The organism is Gordonia sp. (in: high G+C Gram-positive bacteria), assembly GCF_047602025.1.
GTDB lineage: Bacteria > Actinomycetota > Actinomycetes > Mycobacteriales > Mycobacteriaceae > Gordonia.
Genome location: NZ_JASGII010000001.1, coordinates 776356 through 792405, shown reverse-complemented (window position 1 = coordinate 792405; position 16050 = coordinate 776356). Strand labels below are relative to the sequence as shown.

16 protein-coding genes are annotated in these 16050 nt (G+C 68.5%); 7 read left to right on the top strand and 9 right to left on the bottom strand.

All coding sequences use genetic code 11. The features are described 5' to 3' along the window. Positions 1 to 4 precede the first annotated feature (4 nt). Positions 5 to 340: a DUF4440 domain-containing protein gene (locus QM728_RS04015; RefSeq protein WP_415030758.1), complete on the top strand. Its 336-nt coding sequence runs from the start codon at positions 5 to 7 to the stop codon at positions 338 to 340. 29 nt (positions 341 to 369) lie between these two features. Here QM728_RS04015 and QM728_RS04010 read toward each other — a convergent pair whose 3' ends face one another. The 4 genes from QM728_RS04010 to QM728_RS03995 all read right to left on the bottom strand — a co-directional run bounded on the left by QM728_RS04010 (position 370) and on the right by QM728_RS03995 (position 2246). Then, complete coding sequence (locus QM728_RS04010) at positions 370 to 675, bottom strand: hypothetical protein (RefSeq protein WP_415030757.1); 306 nt, start codon at positions 673 to 675, stop codon at positions 370 to 372. A gap of 72 nt (positions 676 to 747) precedes the next feature. Continuing rightward, on the bottom strand, positions 748 to 1230 hold the full coding sequence (locus QM728_RS04005) for a DUF6114 domain-containing protein (RefSeq protein WP_415030756.1): 483 nt from the start codon (positions 1228 to 1230) through the stop codon (positions 748 to 750). Next, complete coding sequence (locus QM728_RS04000) at positions 1227 to 1841, bottom strand: DUF6230 family protein (protein WP_415030755.1); 615 nt, start codon at positions 1839 to 1841, stop codon at positions 1227 to 1229. The genes QM728_RS04005 and QM728_RS04000 overlap by 4 nt, the downstream gene beginning before the upstream one ends. Before the next feature lie 18 nt (positions 1842 to 1859). Then, complete coding sequence (locus QM728_RS03995) at positions 1860 to 2246, bottom strand: helix-turn-helix domain-containing protein (protein ID WP_415030754.1); 387 nt, start codon at positions 2244 to 2246, stop codon at positions 1860 to 1862. A 163-nt stretch (positions 2247 to 2409) separates the two neighbouring features. Between QM728_RS03995 and QM728_RS03990 the strand changes: the two genes are divergently transcribed. From QM728_RS03990 to QM728_RS03975, 4 genes are all read left to right on the top strand, one after another. Then, positions 2410 to 4773 (top strand): MMPL family transporter, encoded by a 2364-nt coding sequence (locus QM728_RS03990; protein ID WP_415030753.1) that lies wholly within the window; start codon positions 2410 to 2412, stop codon positions 4771 to 4773. Positions 4774 to 4775: 2 nt separating this feature from the next. After that, a complete protein-coding gene (locus QM728_RS03985; protein ID WP_415030752.1) occupies positions 4776 to 5378 on the top strand; it encodes a TetR family transcriptional regulator in 603 nt (200 codons plus the stop codon). A 21-nt stretch (positions 5379 to 5399) separates the two neighbouring features. Then, entirely contained in the window at positions 5400 to 5912 is a 513-nt protein-coding gene (locus tag QM728_RS03980; RefSeq protein WP_415030751.1) for an SRPBCC family protein, read from the top strand. A gap of 79 nt (positions 5913 to 5991) precedes the next feature. Beyond that, positions 5992 to 7140: a YncE family protein gene (locus QM728_RS03975; protein WP_415030750.1), complete on the top strand. Its 1149-nt coding sequence runs from the start codon at positions 5992 to 5994 to the stop codon at positions 7138 to 7140. Positions 7141 to 7147: 7 nt separating this feature from the next. Here QM728_RS03975 and QM728_RS03970 read toward each other — a convergent pair whose 3' ends face one another. Then, entirely contained in the window at positions 7148 to 8302 is a 1155-nt protein-coding gene (locus QM728_RS03970) for a cystathionine gamma-synthase (protein WP_415030749.1), read from the bottom strand. Continuing rightward, the gene (locus tag QM728_RS03965; RefSeq protein ID WP_415030748.1) at positions 8299 to 9705 is read right to left on the bottom strand and encodes a cystathionine beta-synthase; all 1407 of its coding nucleotides are present in this window, start codon (positions 9703 to 9705) and stop codon (positions 8299 to 8301) included. Before QM728_RS03965 ends, QM728_RS03970 begins: the two co-directional genes overlap by 4 nt. A gap of 88 nt (positions 9706 to 9793) precedes the next feature. On the opposite strand from QM728_RS03965, the gene QM728_RS03960 reads away from it, so the two are divergent. Together QM728_RS03960 and QM728_RS03955 are read left to right on the top strand one after the other, a co-directional pair. Then, a complete protein-coding gene (locus tag QM728_RS03960) occupies positions 9794 to 10744 on the top strand; it encodes an SGNH/GDSL hydrolase family protein (protein WP_415030747.1) in 951 nt (316 codons plus the stop codon). Between the two features lie 25 nt (positions 10745 to 10769). Beyond that, the gene (locus QM728_RS03955) at positions 10770 to 11993 is read left to right on the top strand and encodes an acetyl-CoA C-acetyltransferase (protein ID WP_415030746.1); all 1224 of its coding nucleotides are present in this window, start codon (positions 10770 to 10772) and stop codon (positions 11991 to 11993) included. A 68-nt stretch (positions 11994 to 12061) separates the two neighbouring features. On the opposite strand, the gene QM728_RS03950 is transcribed toward QM728_RS03955, so the two are convergent. The 3 genes from QM728_RS03950 to QM728_RS03940 form a co-directional block, all read right to left on the bottom strand. After that, positions 12062 to 12931 (bottom strand): Bax inhibitor-1/YccA family membrane protein, encoded by an 870-nt coding sequence (locus tag QM728_RS03950; protein WP_415030745.1) that lies wholly within the window; start codon positions 12929 to 12931, stop codon positions 12062 to 12064. Between the two features lie 80 nt (positions 12932 to 13011). Next, the gene (locus QM728_RS03945) at positions 13012 to 13758 is read right to left on the bottom strand and encodes a TetR/AcrR family transcriptional regulator (RefSeq protein WP_415030744.1); all 747 of its coding nucleotides are present in this window, start codon (positions 13756 to 13758) and stop codon (positions 13012 to 13014) included. Beyond that, complete coding sequence (locus tag QM728_RS03940; RefSeq protein WP_415030743.1) at positions 13755 to 15962, bottom strand: MMPL family transporter; 2208 nt, start codon at positions 15960 to 15962, stop codon at positions 13755 to 13757. Before QM728_RS03940 ends, QM728_RS03945 begins: the two co-directional genes overlap by 4 nt. Positions 15963 to 16050 lie beyond the last annotated feature (88 nt).

Here is a 16050-nt window from a genome sequence, read left to right as displayed (position 1 = left end):
CGAGTTGTCGGCGAGGGAACCGCTGTTTCACCAGCCCTGTACGCGCGCGGAGTTCGAGCGGCAGACCGCCGCCGACTTCGTCGAGATCGGTGCATCCGGCCGCGTCTACGACCGTGAATACGTGTGGTCGGTCCTGGCCGAGCGTTTTGCCGCCGACCAGCCCGACGAGACGGGTCCGGCGACGGACTTCGCCGTCCGCGAGCTCTCCCCCGACACCTATCTGCTCACCTACGCGCTGATCCAGGGGTTACGCCACACACGACGCGCGACCATCTGGCAGCGCCGTCGCGGCGACTGGGTCGCGCTCTATCACCAGGGGACGGTCGTCGACGGGACCTAGCGGGCGGTTCGCCCACCTCAGACGCCGGGTCAGGCCACGGCGCCCAGCTCCGGCATCGGCGGCACGTCCGCCCGGTAGCGGACAACCGCCCCGACCGGAGCGAGGCGCTGCTCGACGCGGCCGATGACGCCGGCCAACTGGTCCGGGTCGTCGATGTCGGCGACGAGGGCCACCACGTGTCCGGCGGCGGCGAACGGCTGCAGCAACGACTCGCGGGCGGCAACCACCGCGAACGGCACCCCTGCGGCGAGCAGGCTGTGCGCGTAGGCACGGGCGGCGACGTCATCGAGGACGACGAGATCGACGCTGCGGGGGCGGGCGGTGAAGTTGATCATGGGACCAGTGTGCGCGGCGAAAGTGAGCAACCGGTCAGCGACGACTGTGGATTCGCTGTTAAACGGCGCAGCTCACTCGACGGCGCGCTGGGCGCTCGGCCGGACCGCTGGACCGTCGTCGTCGACGTGTGGCCGGACCGCCGGGCCACCGTCGTCGGGTACTTCCTCGTCATCCCGGTCGTCATCCCGGTCCTCCGGGTACGGCCGCCAGGCCAGGACCAGTGCCGCACCGATGATGCCGAAGACGGTGCCGATGATGAAGCCGCCGAAGTTGCTGGCCGGGAAGGCCACGATGGCGACCACCATCGCCGTGACGCCGACGACGACGCGGGTGTGCAACCACCGGATCGCGGCGATGCCGCACAGGACCATCAGGATCGACAGCACGACGGTCGAGATGCCGGAGATCGTCGACACGGTCAGCACCAGGTCGCCGATCTTGAAGTCGTTGATCGCCGGCAGGGCCAGGAAGACCGCCGACAGCAGCAGGAACACCCCGCCGGCGAACGGCCGCCGGCGGCGCCACTCACGGAACCGCTGGCGACGCGTGGTCACGGCCGCGGTCCGCAATGCTTTGTGTCGCGCATGAGCTTGACCTTGACGTCCTTGACCGACACCGTGCCGATGCGAATCGCGCGCACAATGGTGCCGACGTCGACGGCGACGGCGGTCCGAGACGAGATCGAGGTGGCCAGTTTGCTGGAGCCGGGATCGTGCGCCGCGGCGTCGGTACCGACCACGACGTCGTGCAGCGTCGGCGTCGCCGCCAGGAGGTCGACGTCGACCATCAGGTCGCTGGCCGACGTCCCGTCTCCGGACCCCTCGGCCACCAGGACAAAGGTGCCCACCCCCGGCAGATTGGGCGCCGGCATGGCAAGGCACAGGTCCTTCAACTTCAGCGAGCCGATCTTGGCGACGACCGTGGGCACCTTGCCGTTGTTGGCGGTGTCGACCGTGCGCGGGTAGACCTCGATGTTGTCGAGCTCCACCCACGACGCCGACACGTAGAACTCCTCGCCGGAGACCGCGAACCGCAGCGGCACGTCGCCGCGAACCATGCCGAAACCCATGAGGCCGGTGATGCCGAAACCCACGGCCAGCGCTGCGGCGAGCACCTTCAGCCGCGTTTGCCGAAAGCGCTTGCGCTTCGTCTGCCGCTCGGTCATCCGCAGAAGTTTACCGAGTCACGGCCGCCGCGGGCCCCGGTGGTGTTGGAACCAGTCGGGGATCTCGCCGAGCCGGTCGGCGAGCATCTCCTCGACCGCCGATCCGGCCGTCATCTCCGCCGACTGCTCGTCGAGCAAGCCGTCGAGATCGGGCAGCAGGTACGACGGCGGCACCCGGAGTGCGACGGCGAGCCGGTAGACGGTCGAGAGCTGCGGGTCGGAGATGTAGGGCTCGCGATTGCTGCGCGCCCGCTCCAGGTTCGAGACCTGGTTGCGGTGCATCCCGGCTTCGTGGGCGAGCGCTTCCTGCGTGAGGCCGCGCCGCTTGCGCACCTGCGACAACCGGAACGCAAAGGAGTTCGCATAGGTCCCCCAGTCCAGGGATCCGCGGACTCGATCGGGCACGTCTTCAAATCTCGTGCAGGCACACCAGATTGTCAGCACACCAAGATGTGCACAGAGAACGCACGGCGAGAATCCGGGCACGCTCGGCGTCGACGGGTGATGCCGCCCACTTATCCACCTCCTCCGGTTGCAGCCAAAGTGTTAGTCAGTAACACTTGCGGGCATGTCGAACTACCTGTTCCGCCTCGGCCGCTTCTCCTTCCGCCACAAGTGGCGGGTGATCGGCGCGTGGGTCGCCCTCATCGCCATCCTCGCCGGCCTCCTCGGCGCCCTGCAGCCCAAGTTCGCCAAGGACTTCGACCTGCCCGGCACCGACGGCGGCGTCGCCATGGCCCAGATGAAGGAGTACTTCCCCGATCTGACCAAGTCGCAGACCGAGGCCAACACCCTCATCGTGCTGGCGACCGACAAGAACAAGCCGGCCGACACCCTCGCCAACCACGCGCCGGAGATCGACGCGCTGGTCGCCGACCTGAAGAAGCTCCCCAAGGCCGACCCGCAGACCATCGCTAGCCCGGTGGCCATCGCCGCGGCCGCCCCGCAGCTCGCGAGCACCGTCCTCGGCGACAACGGCCGCGTCGGCTTGATCTCGGTCCACCAGAAGATCGACCTGATGGACATCAAGTCGCCCGACAAGGAGGCGCTGACCGAGGTCCTCGCCAAGCATCGCAAGGATGGCCTGCAGGTCCAGGCCACGCTCGGCGTGATGCAGGCCCAGGAAGAACCCGGCAAGGCCGAGATGATCGGCTTCGCCATCGCCTTCGTCGTCATGATCGTCGCGTTCGGCGCGCTCGTCGCCGCCTTCATCCCGCTCATCACCGGCATGGTCGGCGTCGGCCTCACGATGATGCTGCTGATGGTGTCGGCCAAGTTCATGACCGTGAACCAGACGGCGACCGGCATCGTCACGATGCTCGGCATCGCCGTCTCCATCGACTACGCGCTGTTCATCGTGTCGCGCTACCGCACCGAGAAGCACCGCGGCGGAGACCCCGCCGACGCTGCCGGGCGCGCCGTCGGCACCGCCGGCTCCGCCGTGGTGTTCGCCGGCCTGACCGTCGTGATCGCGGTTGCCGCACTGATGGTCATCGGCATCCCGCTGATCACCCAGATGGGTATGGGTGCGGCGGTCGCCGTGTTCGTCGCGGTTCTGGCCGCGTTGACGCTGATCCCGGCGCTGCTCGGCGCCACCGGAAAGTACGCCTTCGCGCCGAAGATCCCGTGGATCAAGCACGCCGAGGAGTCGGACGACTACGACACCCTGGGCGTCAAGTACGGCCGCGCCATCGTGAAGCGACCCCTCCCCTTCATCGTCGGCGGTCTGGCCGTGCTGCTCCTGGCAGCCATCCCGATGTCGCACATGCAGCTCGGCATGGACACCGTCTCCGACGACGAGGTCGCCGCACAGTCGCTGCTCAAGCGCGGCTTCGGCGAAGGCACCGGCAGCGAGATCTTCGTCGTCGTGCACGCGGACAAGGGCACCGTCGACGAAGGCGCGAACGCCACGGTCGCCGGCATCCAGTTGATGCCCGAGAACGTGGTCAACCCGCAGGCGATCCGCTGGGTGGGCAACGCCAAGGCCCCCGGTCAGCCCGCCAACACCGCGCTGATCCAGGTCACGCCGAAGAGCGCCGCCTCGTCGGATCAGACGCACGAACTGGTCGAGGAGATCCGTGGGCTGTCCCCGATCATCGCCAAGCACGGCGCCGAGATCCACGTCGGCGGTCAGACCGCGATCATGTCCGACCTGAGCGCCAAGCTGAGCAAGGCGCTGATCCCCTACCTGCTCGTCGTGGTCGGATTGGCCTTCCTGATCATGATCGGCGTCTTCCGGTCGCTGTGGGTGCCGCTGATCGGCACGCTCGGCTTCATCTTCTCGGTGCTGGCGACGTTCGGCGCAACCGTGTGGTTCTTCCAGGACGGCTCGCTCGGGTTGATCGACCACACCAAGCCGCTCCTGTCGTTCCTGCCGATCTTCCTGATCGGCGTGGTGTTCGGCCTCGCCATGGACTACCAGGTCTTCCTCGTGACCCGGATGCGCGAGGAGTACATCCACGGCATGACCGCCAAGGAGGCGATCGTCGCCGGTTATCGCCACGGCGCCCGTGTCGTCACGTCGGCCGCGATCATCATGATCAGCGTGTTCTCCGCCTTCATGTTGGCGCCGGACACAACGGCGAAGATGATGGGCTTCTCGATGGCGATCGCGATCTTCTTCGACGCGTTCATCATCCGCATGACCGTCGTGCCCGCCGCGATCGCCCTGCTCGGCGACCGCGCCTGGGGTCTGCCGAAGTGGCTGGACAAGCTGGTGCCGAACTTCGACATCGAGGGTGAAGCGGTCCGCAACCGCGGCCTCGCGGAGAAGAAGTCCGCCAAGAAGACCGCCGCCAAGAAGACCGCGGCGAAGAAGACGGCGACGAAGTCTGCCGCCAAGAAGACGGCGGCCAAGAAGAGCACGACGGCCAAGAAGTCTGCCGCGAAGAAGGCGCCGGCCAAGGACAAGGGTTCGGAGTCCGAGGCCTAGCCGTGAGCACCTCGATCGACGGCGGGGTGCGGGCCGAGAAGAAGGCCCGCACCCGCGCCGCCATCCGGACCGCGGCGATGGAGCTATTCGCGCGCAACGGGTACTCCGCGACGACCGTCGAGGAGATCGCCAAGGCAGCCGGCGTCTCGCACACGACCTTCTTCCGGTACTTCCAGTCGAAGGAACAGGTCATCGTCGCCGACGACCTCGATCAGGAGCGCGATGCCGCACTGGCCGCGATCCCGCCCGGGCTGGGGCACTTCGACCTGCTGCGGCAGATGATCTCGGTCCTCTTCGACGTCGGCCTGTCCGACGACTGGGCGTCGAACTACGACCGCATCGCCCTGATCAACAGCGATCCGGGCCTGCGTGACGCGTATCAGGCCGAGGGCGAGCGGGCGATCTCCGAGGCGACCGAGTTCATCGCCGAGTACACGGGGGTCGCCCCGGACGATCTCCATCTGCAGGTCTTCGTCGCGGCGGTCAGCGGCGTGATGTACCACCTCGCCAACGCCGGCGATCCGTCGATGACGCATGAGGAGGCGCGGGCCCGCCTGCTCGACGCCGTCGACCTGCTCGAGCGGGGACTGCCCCTGCGCGGCTGAGCGCCCGATAAGCTCGGCGTCATGCCGTTCTCACTGCAACCGATCACCAGCGAGTCCTTCTACGACGAGGCGCCCGTGCGCTACCTCATCGACGTGGAGGTCCCCGCCGACCCCGACTACGTGTGGTCGGAGTTCACCCGCCAGAACACGCTCGACTGGTGCCGCGCCCTCAAGAAGGTCACCTACACCAGCCCTGAGCCGTACAACGACAAGACGACGCGCACCGCCGACCTCGCGCCCGGCGGCATCACGCTGCACGAGCAGTTCTTCATCTGGGAAGAGGATCCGGCCGCGCACAGTTACAAGCACGCGTTCTACGGCAAGACGTCGTCGATCCCCGGGCTGAAGAACTTCGGCGAGCTCACCGCCGTCACCCCCGGCAGCAACGGCGGCTCCCGCATCGTCTGGAAGTTCGCCATGCGGATGAGCGGCGTCGCGCTGCCCGGCTTCTTGTCGAATCCGATCGCCTCACTCGCCTTCGGCACCGTCAAGAGCGACACGGTGAAGCACTTCAGTCAGGCAGCGTCGGCCTGAGTCCGTCGGACTCGCCGAGCCGCAGAATCAGCCAGGGGTCGACTGGAGTCCGAGCACGACATTAGGCTAGCCTTAGCGCGTGACTTCACAGACTCGCGTGCACGCTGCCGCACTTTCGATCGCCACCGCCGCCGCGCTGGGCGCCAGCGCCTTTGCTCCGCTCGCCGTCGCCGACCCGATCGGGCGCACGACCGTCGCACAAGGGGCCGGCTACAACATCCGCACCTACAACCTGGACCAGGGCAACTACCGCGGCGCCATCGACCCGCAGACCGGCGCCCTGTGGATGACCACCGTGTGGCCGATGAACAGTCCGTCGAAATCGACGATCCTCAAAATCGATCCCAACACCATGGCGGTGAAGCGGCGGATCAAGGTCACCCAGAAGGCCGACACCAAGGGTCACGGCAGCATCGCCGCCCAGTACGAGATCGGTGTCCCCAAGAGCGGCAACGTCGTGTGGACGACCGCGGCCGCTGCCAACGGCGGTGAAGCGAATGTCTGGGACAAGGCCACCGGTCGCCGGATCGTCAACCTGAAGGGCCTGTCCCACGCGCACTCCATCTCGTTCGCCGAGAGCATCCGCGTCGCGGCCATCACGGTGACCAGCGGCATCCAGTTCTACGACATGGACACCTACCAGTCGCTGGGCAGCTGGACCTTCCCGGGCGGGGGCAAGAAGCTGGGCGCCGGTGCGGTGATCACCGACGAGGGCAATGGTGGCGCGACCATCACCACCACCTCGTACTACCGGGATCTGACGCAACTGCGGATCACCCGTTCCGGCGGCTCGGTGCAGACGCAGGTGAAGTGGAACACCCGCCAGCCGGCCAAGGAGGGCCACGGCACCGTCGCCGTCGACCAGCGCACCAACCACGTGTACGTCAACGACCTGTGGAAGGGCTTCTCCGTCTACAGCCTGTCCACCGGCAAGCACATCAAGGATGTGGCCACCGGCGCCGGCACCAACACCATGCTGGTGTTCAAGGGTTTGCTGTACGTCGCCAACTACTACCAGGGCTTCATCTCGGTGATCGACCAGCGGTCGCTGACCGAGGTCAACCGGTTCAGCACCGGCCTGATGCCCAATCAGCTGGTGCCGTGGCGGAAGAACACGTTCCTGGTGATCGACAAGGCGTCGTCCATCACCGAGCTGCCGTCCGGCGCCCTGCACGCCCCCCTGCCCCCGCTGGGCGGCGACCACATCTCGAAGGTCACCAAGCGGTAGCCGCCGACTAGCCCAGCGCGCGATCCAGGTCGGCGATGAGGTCGTCGACGTCCTCGATGCCGACCGAGAGGCGCACGAGGTTGTCGGGCACCTCGAGCAGCGAGCCGGCCGTCGACGCGTGCGTCATGGCCGCCGGGTGCTCGATGAGCGACTCGATGCCGCCGAGTGATTCGGCGAGGGTGAAGACCTTCGTGCCGGCGCACAGGTCGCGCGCCCCCTGGGCACCGCCCTTCACCAGCACCGACACCATGCCGCCGTAGCGCTTCATCTGCTTGGCGGCGGCCGCGTGGCCGGGGTGGCCGTCCAGGCCCGGGTAGAGCACCTTCTCGATCTTCGGGTGCTTGCCCAGGTACTCGACGATCTGCTCGGCGTTGTCGCTGTGCCGGTCCATGCGGACCGCGAGCGTCTTGATGCCGCGCAGCGTCAGGTAGACGTCGAAGGGCCCGGGCACCGCGCCGGCGCCGTTCTGCAGGAAGGCCACGTCGGAGTCGACCTGCTCGGAATCGGTGACCAGCACGCCGCCGACGACGTCGGAGTGCCCGCCGAGGTACTTGGTCGTCGAGTGCAGGACGATGTCGGCGCCGAGCGACAGCGGCTGCTGCAGGTACGACGACGCGAACGTGTTGTCGACGACGAGCTTGGCCCCGCCGTCGTGGGCGGCCGACGCGACCGCCTCGATGTCGCCGATGTTCAGCAGCGGGTTGGTGGGCGTCTCCACCCACACGAGCTTGGTCTTGTCGGTCATCGCGGCGCGCACGGCGTCGACGTCATTCACCGCCGCGACCGAGTAGTCGATCCCCCACTGGGTGAAGACCTTGTCGATGAGCCGGAAGGTGCCGCCGTAGGCGTCGTTGGGGATGACCAGGTGATCGCCCGGCCGCAGCTGCGAGCGCAGCAGCGCGTCGGTGGCGGCCATGCCCGACGAGAAGGCGCGGCCGTAGGTACCGCCCTCGAGGGCGGCCATGTTGGCCTCGAGCGCGCGCCGCGTCGGGTTGCCGGTGCGGGCGTACTCGAATCCGTCGCGCAGGCCGCCGACGCCGTCTTGGGCGAAGGTCGAGCTGGCGTAGATGGGGACGTTGACCGCCCCGGTCTGCGGATCCGGCTCGTAGCCGGCGTGGATGGCGCGGGTCGAGAAACCCTGCTTCTGGTGCTGATCGCTCATGCTTTGTCTCCGGCGGTCGGGTTCTGGCTCACGAAGCCCAGCAGGTCGTGTCGGGTGATGACGCCGATGGGCTTGCCGTCGTCGACGACCATCAGCGCATCGGCCTTGCTCAGTTCATTGGTCGCGGCCGACACCGGTTCCCCGGCGCCGATCAGCGGGAAGGCCTCGCCCATGTGCTCGGACACCGGGTCCGCGAGGCTGGCCTTGCCGGCGAACACCGCGTCCAGCAGCGCGCGCTCGGTGACCGCGCCGTTGATCTCGCCGGCCATGATGGGCGGCTCGGCGCCGACGACGGGCATCTGCGAGACCCCGTATTCGCGCAGGATCTCGATGGCGTCGCGCAGGGTCTCCTGCGGGTGGGTGTGCACGAGGTCGGGCAGCTCGCCGGACTTGCCGCGCAGCACATCCCCGACGGTCGGCTCGGCGGCCGCCTTGCCGTCGAGCGGGGTGGTGAGGAATCCGTAGCTGCGCATCCAGTCGTCGTTGAAGATCTTGCCCAGGTAGCCGCGGCCGCCGTCGGGCAGCAGCACGACGACCAGCGAGTCGGGGCCCTCGCGCTCGGCGATGCGCAGCGCGCCCACCACCGCCATGCCGCAAGAGCCGCCGACGAGCAGCCCCTCTTCGCGCGCGAGGCGCCGCGTCATCTCGAAGGACTCCGCATCTGACACCGCGACGATCTCGTCGGGCACGCTCGGGTCGTAGGCCTCCGGCCAGAAGTCCTCGCCGACGCCCTCCACCAGGTAGGGGCGCCCGCTGCCGCCGGAGTAGACCGAGCCCTCCGGGTCGACGCCGATGACCTTCACCTTGCCGTCGGAGACGTCCTTCAGATAGCGGCCGGTGCCGGTGATCGTGCCGCCGGTGCCGACGCCGGCGACGAAGTGGGTGACCTTGCCGTCGGTGTCGCGCCAGATCTCCGGCCCGGTGGTCTCGTAGTGGCTCGCCGGGCCCGCCGGGTTCACGTACTGGTTCGGCTTCCAGGCGCCCGGGATCTCCTTGGCCAGCCGATCGGAGACGTTGTAGTAGGCGTCCGGGTGGTCCGGCGGCACCGCGGTCGGGCACACGACCACCTCGGCGCCGTAGGCGCGCAGCACGTTGCGCTTGTCCTCGCCGACCTTGTCGGGGCACACGAAGACGCACTTGTAGCCGCGCTGCTGGGCGACCAGGGCCAGGCCGATGCCGGTGTTGCCCGACGTCGGCTCGACGATCGTGCCGCCCGGCTTGAGCAGTCCGGCCTCCTCGGCCGCGTCGACCATCTTGACCGCGATGCGGTCCTTGGAGCTGCCGCCCGGGTTCAGGTATTCGATCTTCGCGGCGACGGTTCCAGACCCCGGCTTGACCACGGAGTTGAGCTTGACCAGCGGGGTGTTGCCGACCAGGTCGATCACGTGATTGGCGATGCGCATGCCTCTATCGTCGCACCCGCGACGACCTCGGGCGCACCGGGTCCGGGGTTGCCGATCACGCCGGCGGAAAAGCAGTACAGTCGATGCCGTGGCGCGAGGTGATTCCGACGACAAGGCGGACCGGATCCTCCGTGACGTCGGCGCAACCGTCGTCGCCGCGGGGGCCAGCGCGGCGGCGTCATACGCCGCTTACAGCTATCTGAACTCGCAGGCCGCCCAGGCGCGGCGCGTCATCCCGCACCGCACCGATTCGGCCCCCAACGGCGACGGCGTCTACTACCCCGACGGCCGCGGCCCGATTCCCTACTCGCGCGACATGGACATCGACGTGCACCTGGCGGTGTACGGCGATTCGACGGCGGCCGGGCTGGGCGTCGAGACCGCCGAGGAGACGCCCGGCGTGCAGATCGTGCGCAACCTCGTCCGGGAGACCGGCAAGGTCGTGCGCTACAGCAACAAGGCCATCGTCGGCGCGACGTCGAAGGGCCTCGAGGCGCAGGTCGACGCCTCGCTGATCACGCGCAACCGCCCCGACGTCGCCGTCATCCTGATCGGCGCCAACGACGTCACCGCGGTCAACGGCGTGCGGGCATCCGCGCACCGGTTGGGGGCCGCGGTCCGGCTCCTCGTCGACGAGGGGTCGAAGGTCATCGTCGGCACCTGCCCGGACCTGGGCATGGTGACCGCGATCCCGCAGCCGCTGCGGTCGGTGATCCGGCAGTACAGCCTGCGCCTGGCGGCGGCACAGCGGTCGGCGGTCCGCAGCAACGGCGGGCGCGCCGTTCCGCTGGCCGACGTCCTCGCCAAGGAGTTCCTGGCCAGTCCGGCCCACATGTTCTCCCCGGACAACTACCACCCGTCGGCCGCCGGGTACGCCCTCGCCGCCTCGATCCTGCTGCCCGAGGTCCTCGACGCGGTCGGCGAGTGGGAGGGCCCGCTGCCGGTTCCGCCGGAGGTTTCCGAGGTCGCCGAGTCGCGCAAGCTGGTCAACCGCGTCAAGCGGCTGGTGTCGTTGGGGATGGGTTCGCAAACCGGCTAGAACGCGTTGCAGTAACGTGTCCCCCATGCCAGAAGCAGTGATTGTCGCCCATGCCCGCTCCCCGATCGGCCGTGCCGGAAAGGGTTCGCTGAAGGACGTTCGTCCGGACGAGCTCAGCCGCCAGATGGTGGCCGCCGCACTCGGCAAGGTCCCCCAGCTCGACGTCAAGGACATCGAGGACATCCACTGGGGCATCGGCCAGCCCGGCGGTCAGGGCGGTTACAACATCGCCCGCGTCATCGCCGTCGAGCTCGGCCTCGACCACGTCCCCGGCGTGACCGTGAACCGCTACTGCTCGTCGTCGCTGCAGACCACCCGCATGGCGCTGCACGCCATCAAGGCCGGCGAGGGCGACGTGTTCATCTCCGGCGGCGTCGAGAGCGTCTCCTCGTTCGGCACCTCCGGTGCCGCCGACGGCAACCCCGACTCCAAGAACCCCATGTTCGCCGAGGCGCAGGCCCGCACCGCCAAGACCGCCGAGGGCGGCGCCGGCAAGTGGCACGACCCGCGCGAGGACGACCAGCTCCCCGACGTCTACATCGCGATGGGCGAGACCGCCGAGAACGTCGCTACGTACACCGGCATCTCCCGCGAGGACCAGGACCGCTGGGGCGTGCTGAGCCAGAACCGCACCGAGCAGGCCATCGCCAACGGCTTCTACGCCCGTGAGATCGACGCGGTCACCCTGCCCGACGGCACCAAGGTCACCGCCGACGACGGCCCCCGCGCCGGCACCACCTACGAGAAGATCAGCCAGCTGCAGCCGGTGTTCCGCCCCGACGGCACCGTCACCGCCGGCAACGCGTGCCCGCTCAACGACGGCGCGGCCGCGCTCGTCATCATGAGCGACACCAAGGCCAAGGAGCTGGGCCTGACCCCGCTGGCGCGCATCGTAGCCACCGCGGCCACCGGCCTGTCCCCCGAGATCATGGGCCTGGGCCCGATCGAGGCGGTCCAGAAGGTGCTGCGCATCGCCGGCAAGAAGGTCTCCGACATCGACCTGTTCGAGATCAACGAGGCCTTCGCCGTCCAGGTCCTGGGCTCGGCCGACAAGCTCGGCATCGACCACGACAAGCTGAACGTGTCCGGCGGCGCCATCGCCATCGGCCACCCGTTCGGCATGACCGGTGCCCGCATCACCACCACCCTGCTGAACAACCTGCAGACCCATGACAAGACCTTCGGCGTCGAGACCATGTGCGTCGGCGGCGGTCAGGGCATGGCGATGGTGCTCGAGCGCCTCAGCTAGCCCCACAGCGACGAGAACGGCCCCGAGGAGATCCTCGGGGCCGTTCTCGTTGGTGCCTGTCCGGCGCGTCAGTTGCTTCGGTAGAAGTAGCTGAGCAGGCGCAGGATCTCGACGTACAGCCACACCAGGGTGACGGTCAGGCCCAGGGCGATGCCCCACGCGGCCTTGGCCGGTGCACCGGCGTGGATCAGGCGGTCGGCCTGGTCGAAGTCGCTCAGGAAGCTGAACGCCGCGAGTGCGATGCAGACGAGCGAGAAGATGATCGCGATCGGGCCGCCGTCGCGCAGGATGCCGGCCTCGCCGGTGAACAGCGAGAAGACCAGGTTGCCCAGCGCGAGGACCGCGACGCCGATGATGCCGGCGACGAGCATGCGGGTGAAGCGCGGGGTGACGCGGATGGCGCCGGTCTTGTAGACGACCAGCATGCCGACGAAGACGCCGATCGTGCCCAGCACGGCCTGGCCGATGAGGGCACCGGCACTGATGCCGCCCTCGACGCCGCCGGCGTTGATCATCACGTTGGCGAACAGGTGCGACACGGCGCCGACGAACATGCCCTCGAAGACGGCGTAGGTCAGCACGATGCCGGGGTTGTCCTGCTTGCGGCCGAAGGAGGCAATGAGGACGGTCACGAGACCGCCGACCATGCCGACCAGCCACAGCGGCATGGCCAGGCCCTCGTTGGTCTGGATGAGCGCGTAGGCGGCGATGGCCACGATGCTCAGCACGCCGAGGGTCATGCCGGTCTTGGTGACGACATCGTCGATGGTCAGACTGCGACCGGACTGCACCGGCGCGTAGGTGGGCTGGCCGGCAGCGTCGAGCGCCGCCCGTCCGCCGCCGGACGCCGCCTGGCTGAAGCCGCCGACGTAGGGCGCCGGGGCCTTCTCGTTGTCGCGGACGACGCCGCGCATCACGGGGTTGCTGGACTCTCGCACAGCATGCTCCTTTTATGGTTCGGGTGGAACGTCGGTGACTCCGGCGCGCCATCAATAGATTCAACGCGGGGAAGCACTGATCAGTTCCCGACTTTACCCTTGGTTGACCGTTTTGTACCGGTGGTGTCGTTTGCCCGCACGCCTTCGACGAACCGCTGCACCTCCGCGCCGGTCGCGTCCGCTCCCACCGCCGGCATCAGGCCGCGGCCGAGGCATCCGGCGCGCATGACCGCGTCGGCGACCTCGAGGTTGTCGCCCCACGGCAAATCGGGCTTGGCGATCATCAGCGACGCGGCCCCGTGGGCGACGGTCCAGAGCTCCAGGGCGACCTGCAGCGTGTAGGCGTCGGGATCCTCCGCCGACGCCGGATCGGGGTACCAGCCGACGGCGACGAGTTCGCCGACGGCCTCGGCCAGGCGCAGGAACGCCGCGGTCCGCAGCGCCTCGTCTACCATCGGGGTGCCGTCGCTGCCGGTGTGCCCGAAGGCGAACCGGTAGGCCGCCGGGTGGTCGAGGGCGAAGCGGACGTAGGCCCGCCCCATCGCGAGGGTCCGGTCCAACGGGTGATCGTAGTCGGCCAGTGCCCGGCCAAGCGCGCCGTCGAGACCGTCGAAGTACTTCCCGCACACGGCGTCGAGGAGGGCGTCCTTATCGGCGAAGTGCAGATAGATCGCCGGCGGGCTGACCCCGACGGCGTCGGCAACGGCGCGCACCGACACCGCGTCGGCGCTGTCGTGCTCCTCGAGCAGCAGTGCCGCCGCATCGATGATCTCGCCGCGCAGCTGTTCGCCGGAGCCGCGCGGCGAGCGGGCCCGTCGTGCACTCACGACTCGGACAGTCCGATCTTGTCGTGCAGCCTGCGCAGCGGCGCCGGCGCCCACCAGTTGCCGCGCCCGAACAGCCGCATGAACGCCGGCACGAGCAGCATGCGGATGAGCGTCGCGTCCATCAGGACCGCGATGGTCAGGCCGAGGCCGAACATGCGCATGAAGGAGACCTGCGAGGCGATCATCGCGGCGAACACGATCGCCATCAGCAGCGCGGCCGCGGTGATCACCCGACCGGTGCTGGCGAGGCCGAAGGCGACGGCGTGGTCGCTGGCCGCGCGCGTCTTGTCCGACTTGAGCCACTCCTCGCGGATGCGGCCGAGTAGGAACACCTCGTAGTCCATCGACAACCCGAAGGCCACGCAGAACATGAGGATCGGCATCGTCGCGGTGATGAACCCGGTCGACGTCGTGCCCAGGGCACCGAGGTGGCCCTCCTGGAAGATCCACACGATCGCGCCGAACGTCGCCGACAGCGACAGCAGGTTGAGCAGGAGCGCCTTGAGCGGCAGCACGATGCTGCCGGTGAACAGGAACAGCAGGATGAAGGTGGCGAGCGCGACCCACAGCAGCACCCACGGGAGCTGGCGGTAGATCGAGGCGACCGTGTCCTCGGTGGTCGCGGCCATGCCGGTGAACTTCACGTCGGCGCCGGACGGCTTTGGCACCGTGCGCAGGTTCGCCAACAGGTCCTTGCCCTCCTGCTGGAGGGGATCGGTGTTGTTGGTGACGGTGACGATGCGGTGGTCGCCGTGGCGGTCCTTGCCGCCGTCGCGGGGGGCGATCGCGTTGCCGCCCGCGTATACGGCGTCGGGGGTGGTCACCGCCTCCACGTCGGCGACCTTGGACAGCGCCGCCGCATAGTCGTCGACGGCCTTGTCCGACGAGCCGGTCACCACGACGGTCACCTCGCCGCCCAGCTTGTGCGGGTAGTCGCTGCGGATCTCGTTCATCGCCTGCCGCGAGCTGTGCGAGCTCGGCAGGATCCGGTCGTCGGGGAAGCCGAGTTTGATCGACAGGAACGGCGCGCCCAGGAGCATCAGCACCACGGTGCTGATCAACGCGACGGGCACCGCCCGCCGCAGCACCCACTGCACGAACCGGTACCACCAGGTCTCCTCGGTGGGGATGAAACCGTGGTCGGGGCGGCCGAAGAGGCGGCGCACGGGTTTGCGCAGGTCCCACTTGTCGATGCGGTCGCCCAGCACCGAGAGCAGCGCCGGGGTGATCACGAGCGACCCGATCAACGCCACCACGACGACGGCCAGACCGGCGTAGGCGAAGGACCGCAGGAAGTACTGGTGGAACAGGAGCAGACCCGAGAGCGAGAGTCCGACGGTGATCGCGGAGAACATCACGGTCCGCCCGGCGGTCGCCATCGCGCGGTGGATGGCGGCCTCGCGGCTGCGCCCGCCGGCCACCTCCTCGCGGTAGCGGGTGATGATCAGCAGCGTGTAGTCGATCGCCAGGGCCAGCCCCATGGCGGTGGCCAGGTTCATCGCGAAGATGGAGACGTCGGTGAATTGGGCGAACAGCCGCAGCAGCGCGAGGGTGCCGACGATCGCGAAGATGCCGACGAGCAGCGGCAGGGCCGCGGCGATCACGCCGCCGAAGATGACGGTGAGCGCGACGAAGCTGATCGGGATGGCGATGGCCTCGGCGATGGCCAGGTCCTTGGAGACCTGCTTGTTGGTGTCGGCGAAGACCTTGCCCTGGCCGGTGGCGGTGATCTTGACGCCGTCGACCTCGCCGGCGAACCGTTCGGCGAGGTCCTCGGCGTGACCGGGGGCGACCGATTCACCGCCGCCGAGCGGGACGACGATGAGCGTCGACGACTTGTCCTTGCTGACCAGGTTCGTCGCGGCCGCCGGATCGGTCCAGATGGACAGCACCGGGTCCAGGACGAAGTCGAACTGCTTGAGGTCGCCCACCAGGCCCTGTCCCACTTTAGCGACGACCGGGTCGGTGGTCACGTCGCGGTTCGGGGCGTCGAGCTTGAAGGTCACCTCGATGGAGCCGCGCTCGAACTCGTTCTCCAGCATCGAGCTGGCCTGCGCCGACTCCGCGTGCGGATCCTCGAAACCGCCGGACAGCAGATCCTTGGCCACACCCGCGCCGAACACGCCGAACGCGATCAGCAGCGCGAGGGCGCCGACGAGGACGAGCTTGGGCGCCTTGAGCACCGCGCTGGTCAACCGCTCCACGAGAAACCTCCACAAGTTGAGTTATCTGCGTTAAGTTATCGCCGATAACTTACGGCGTCAAGACCCCCGCGGACAACGAGTGGCAACA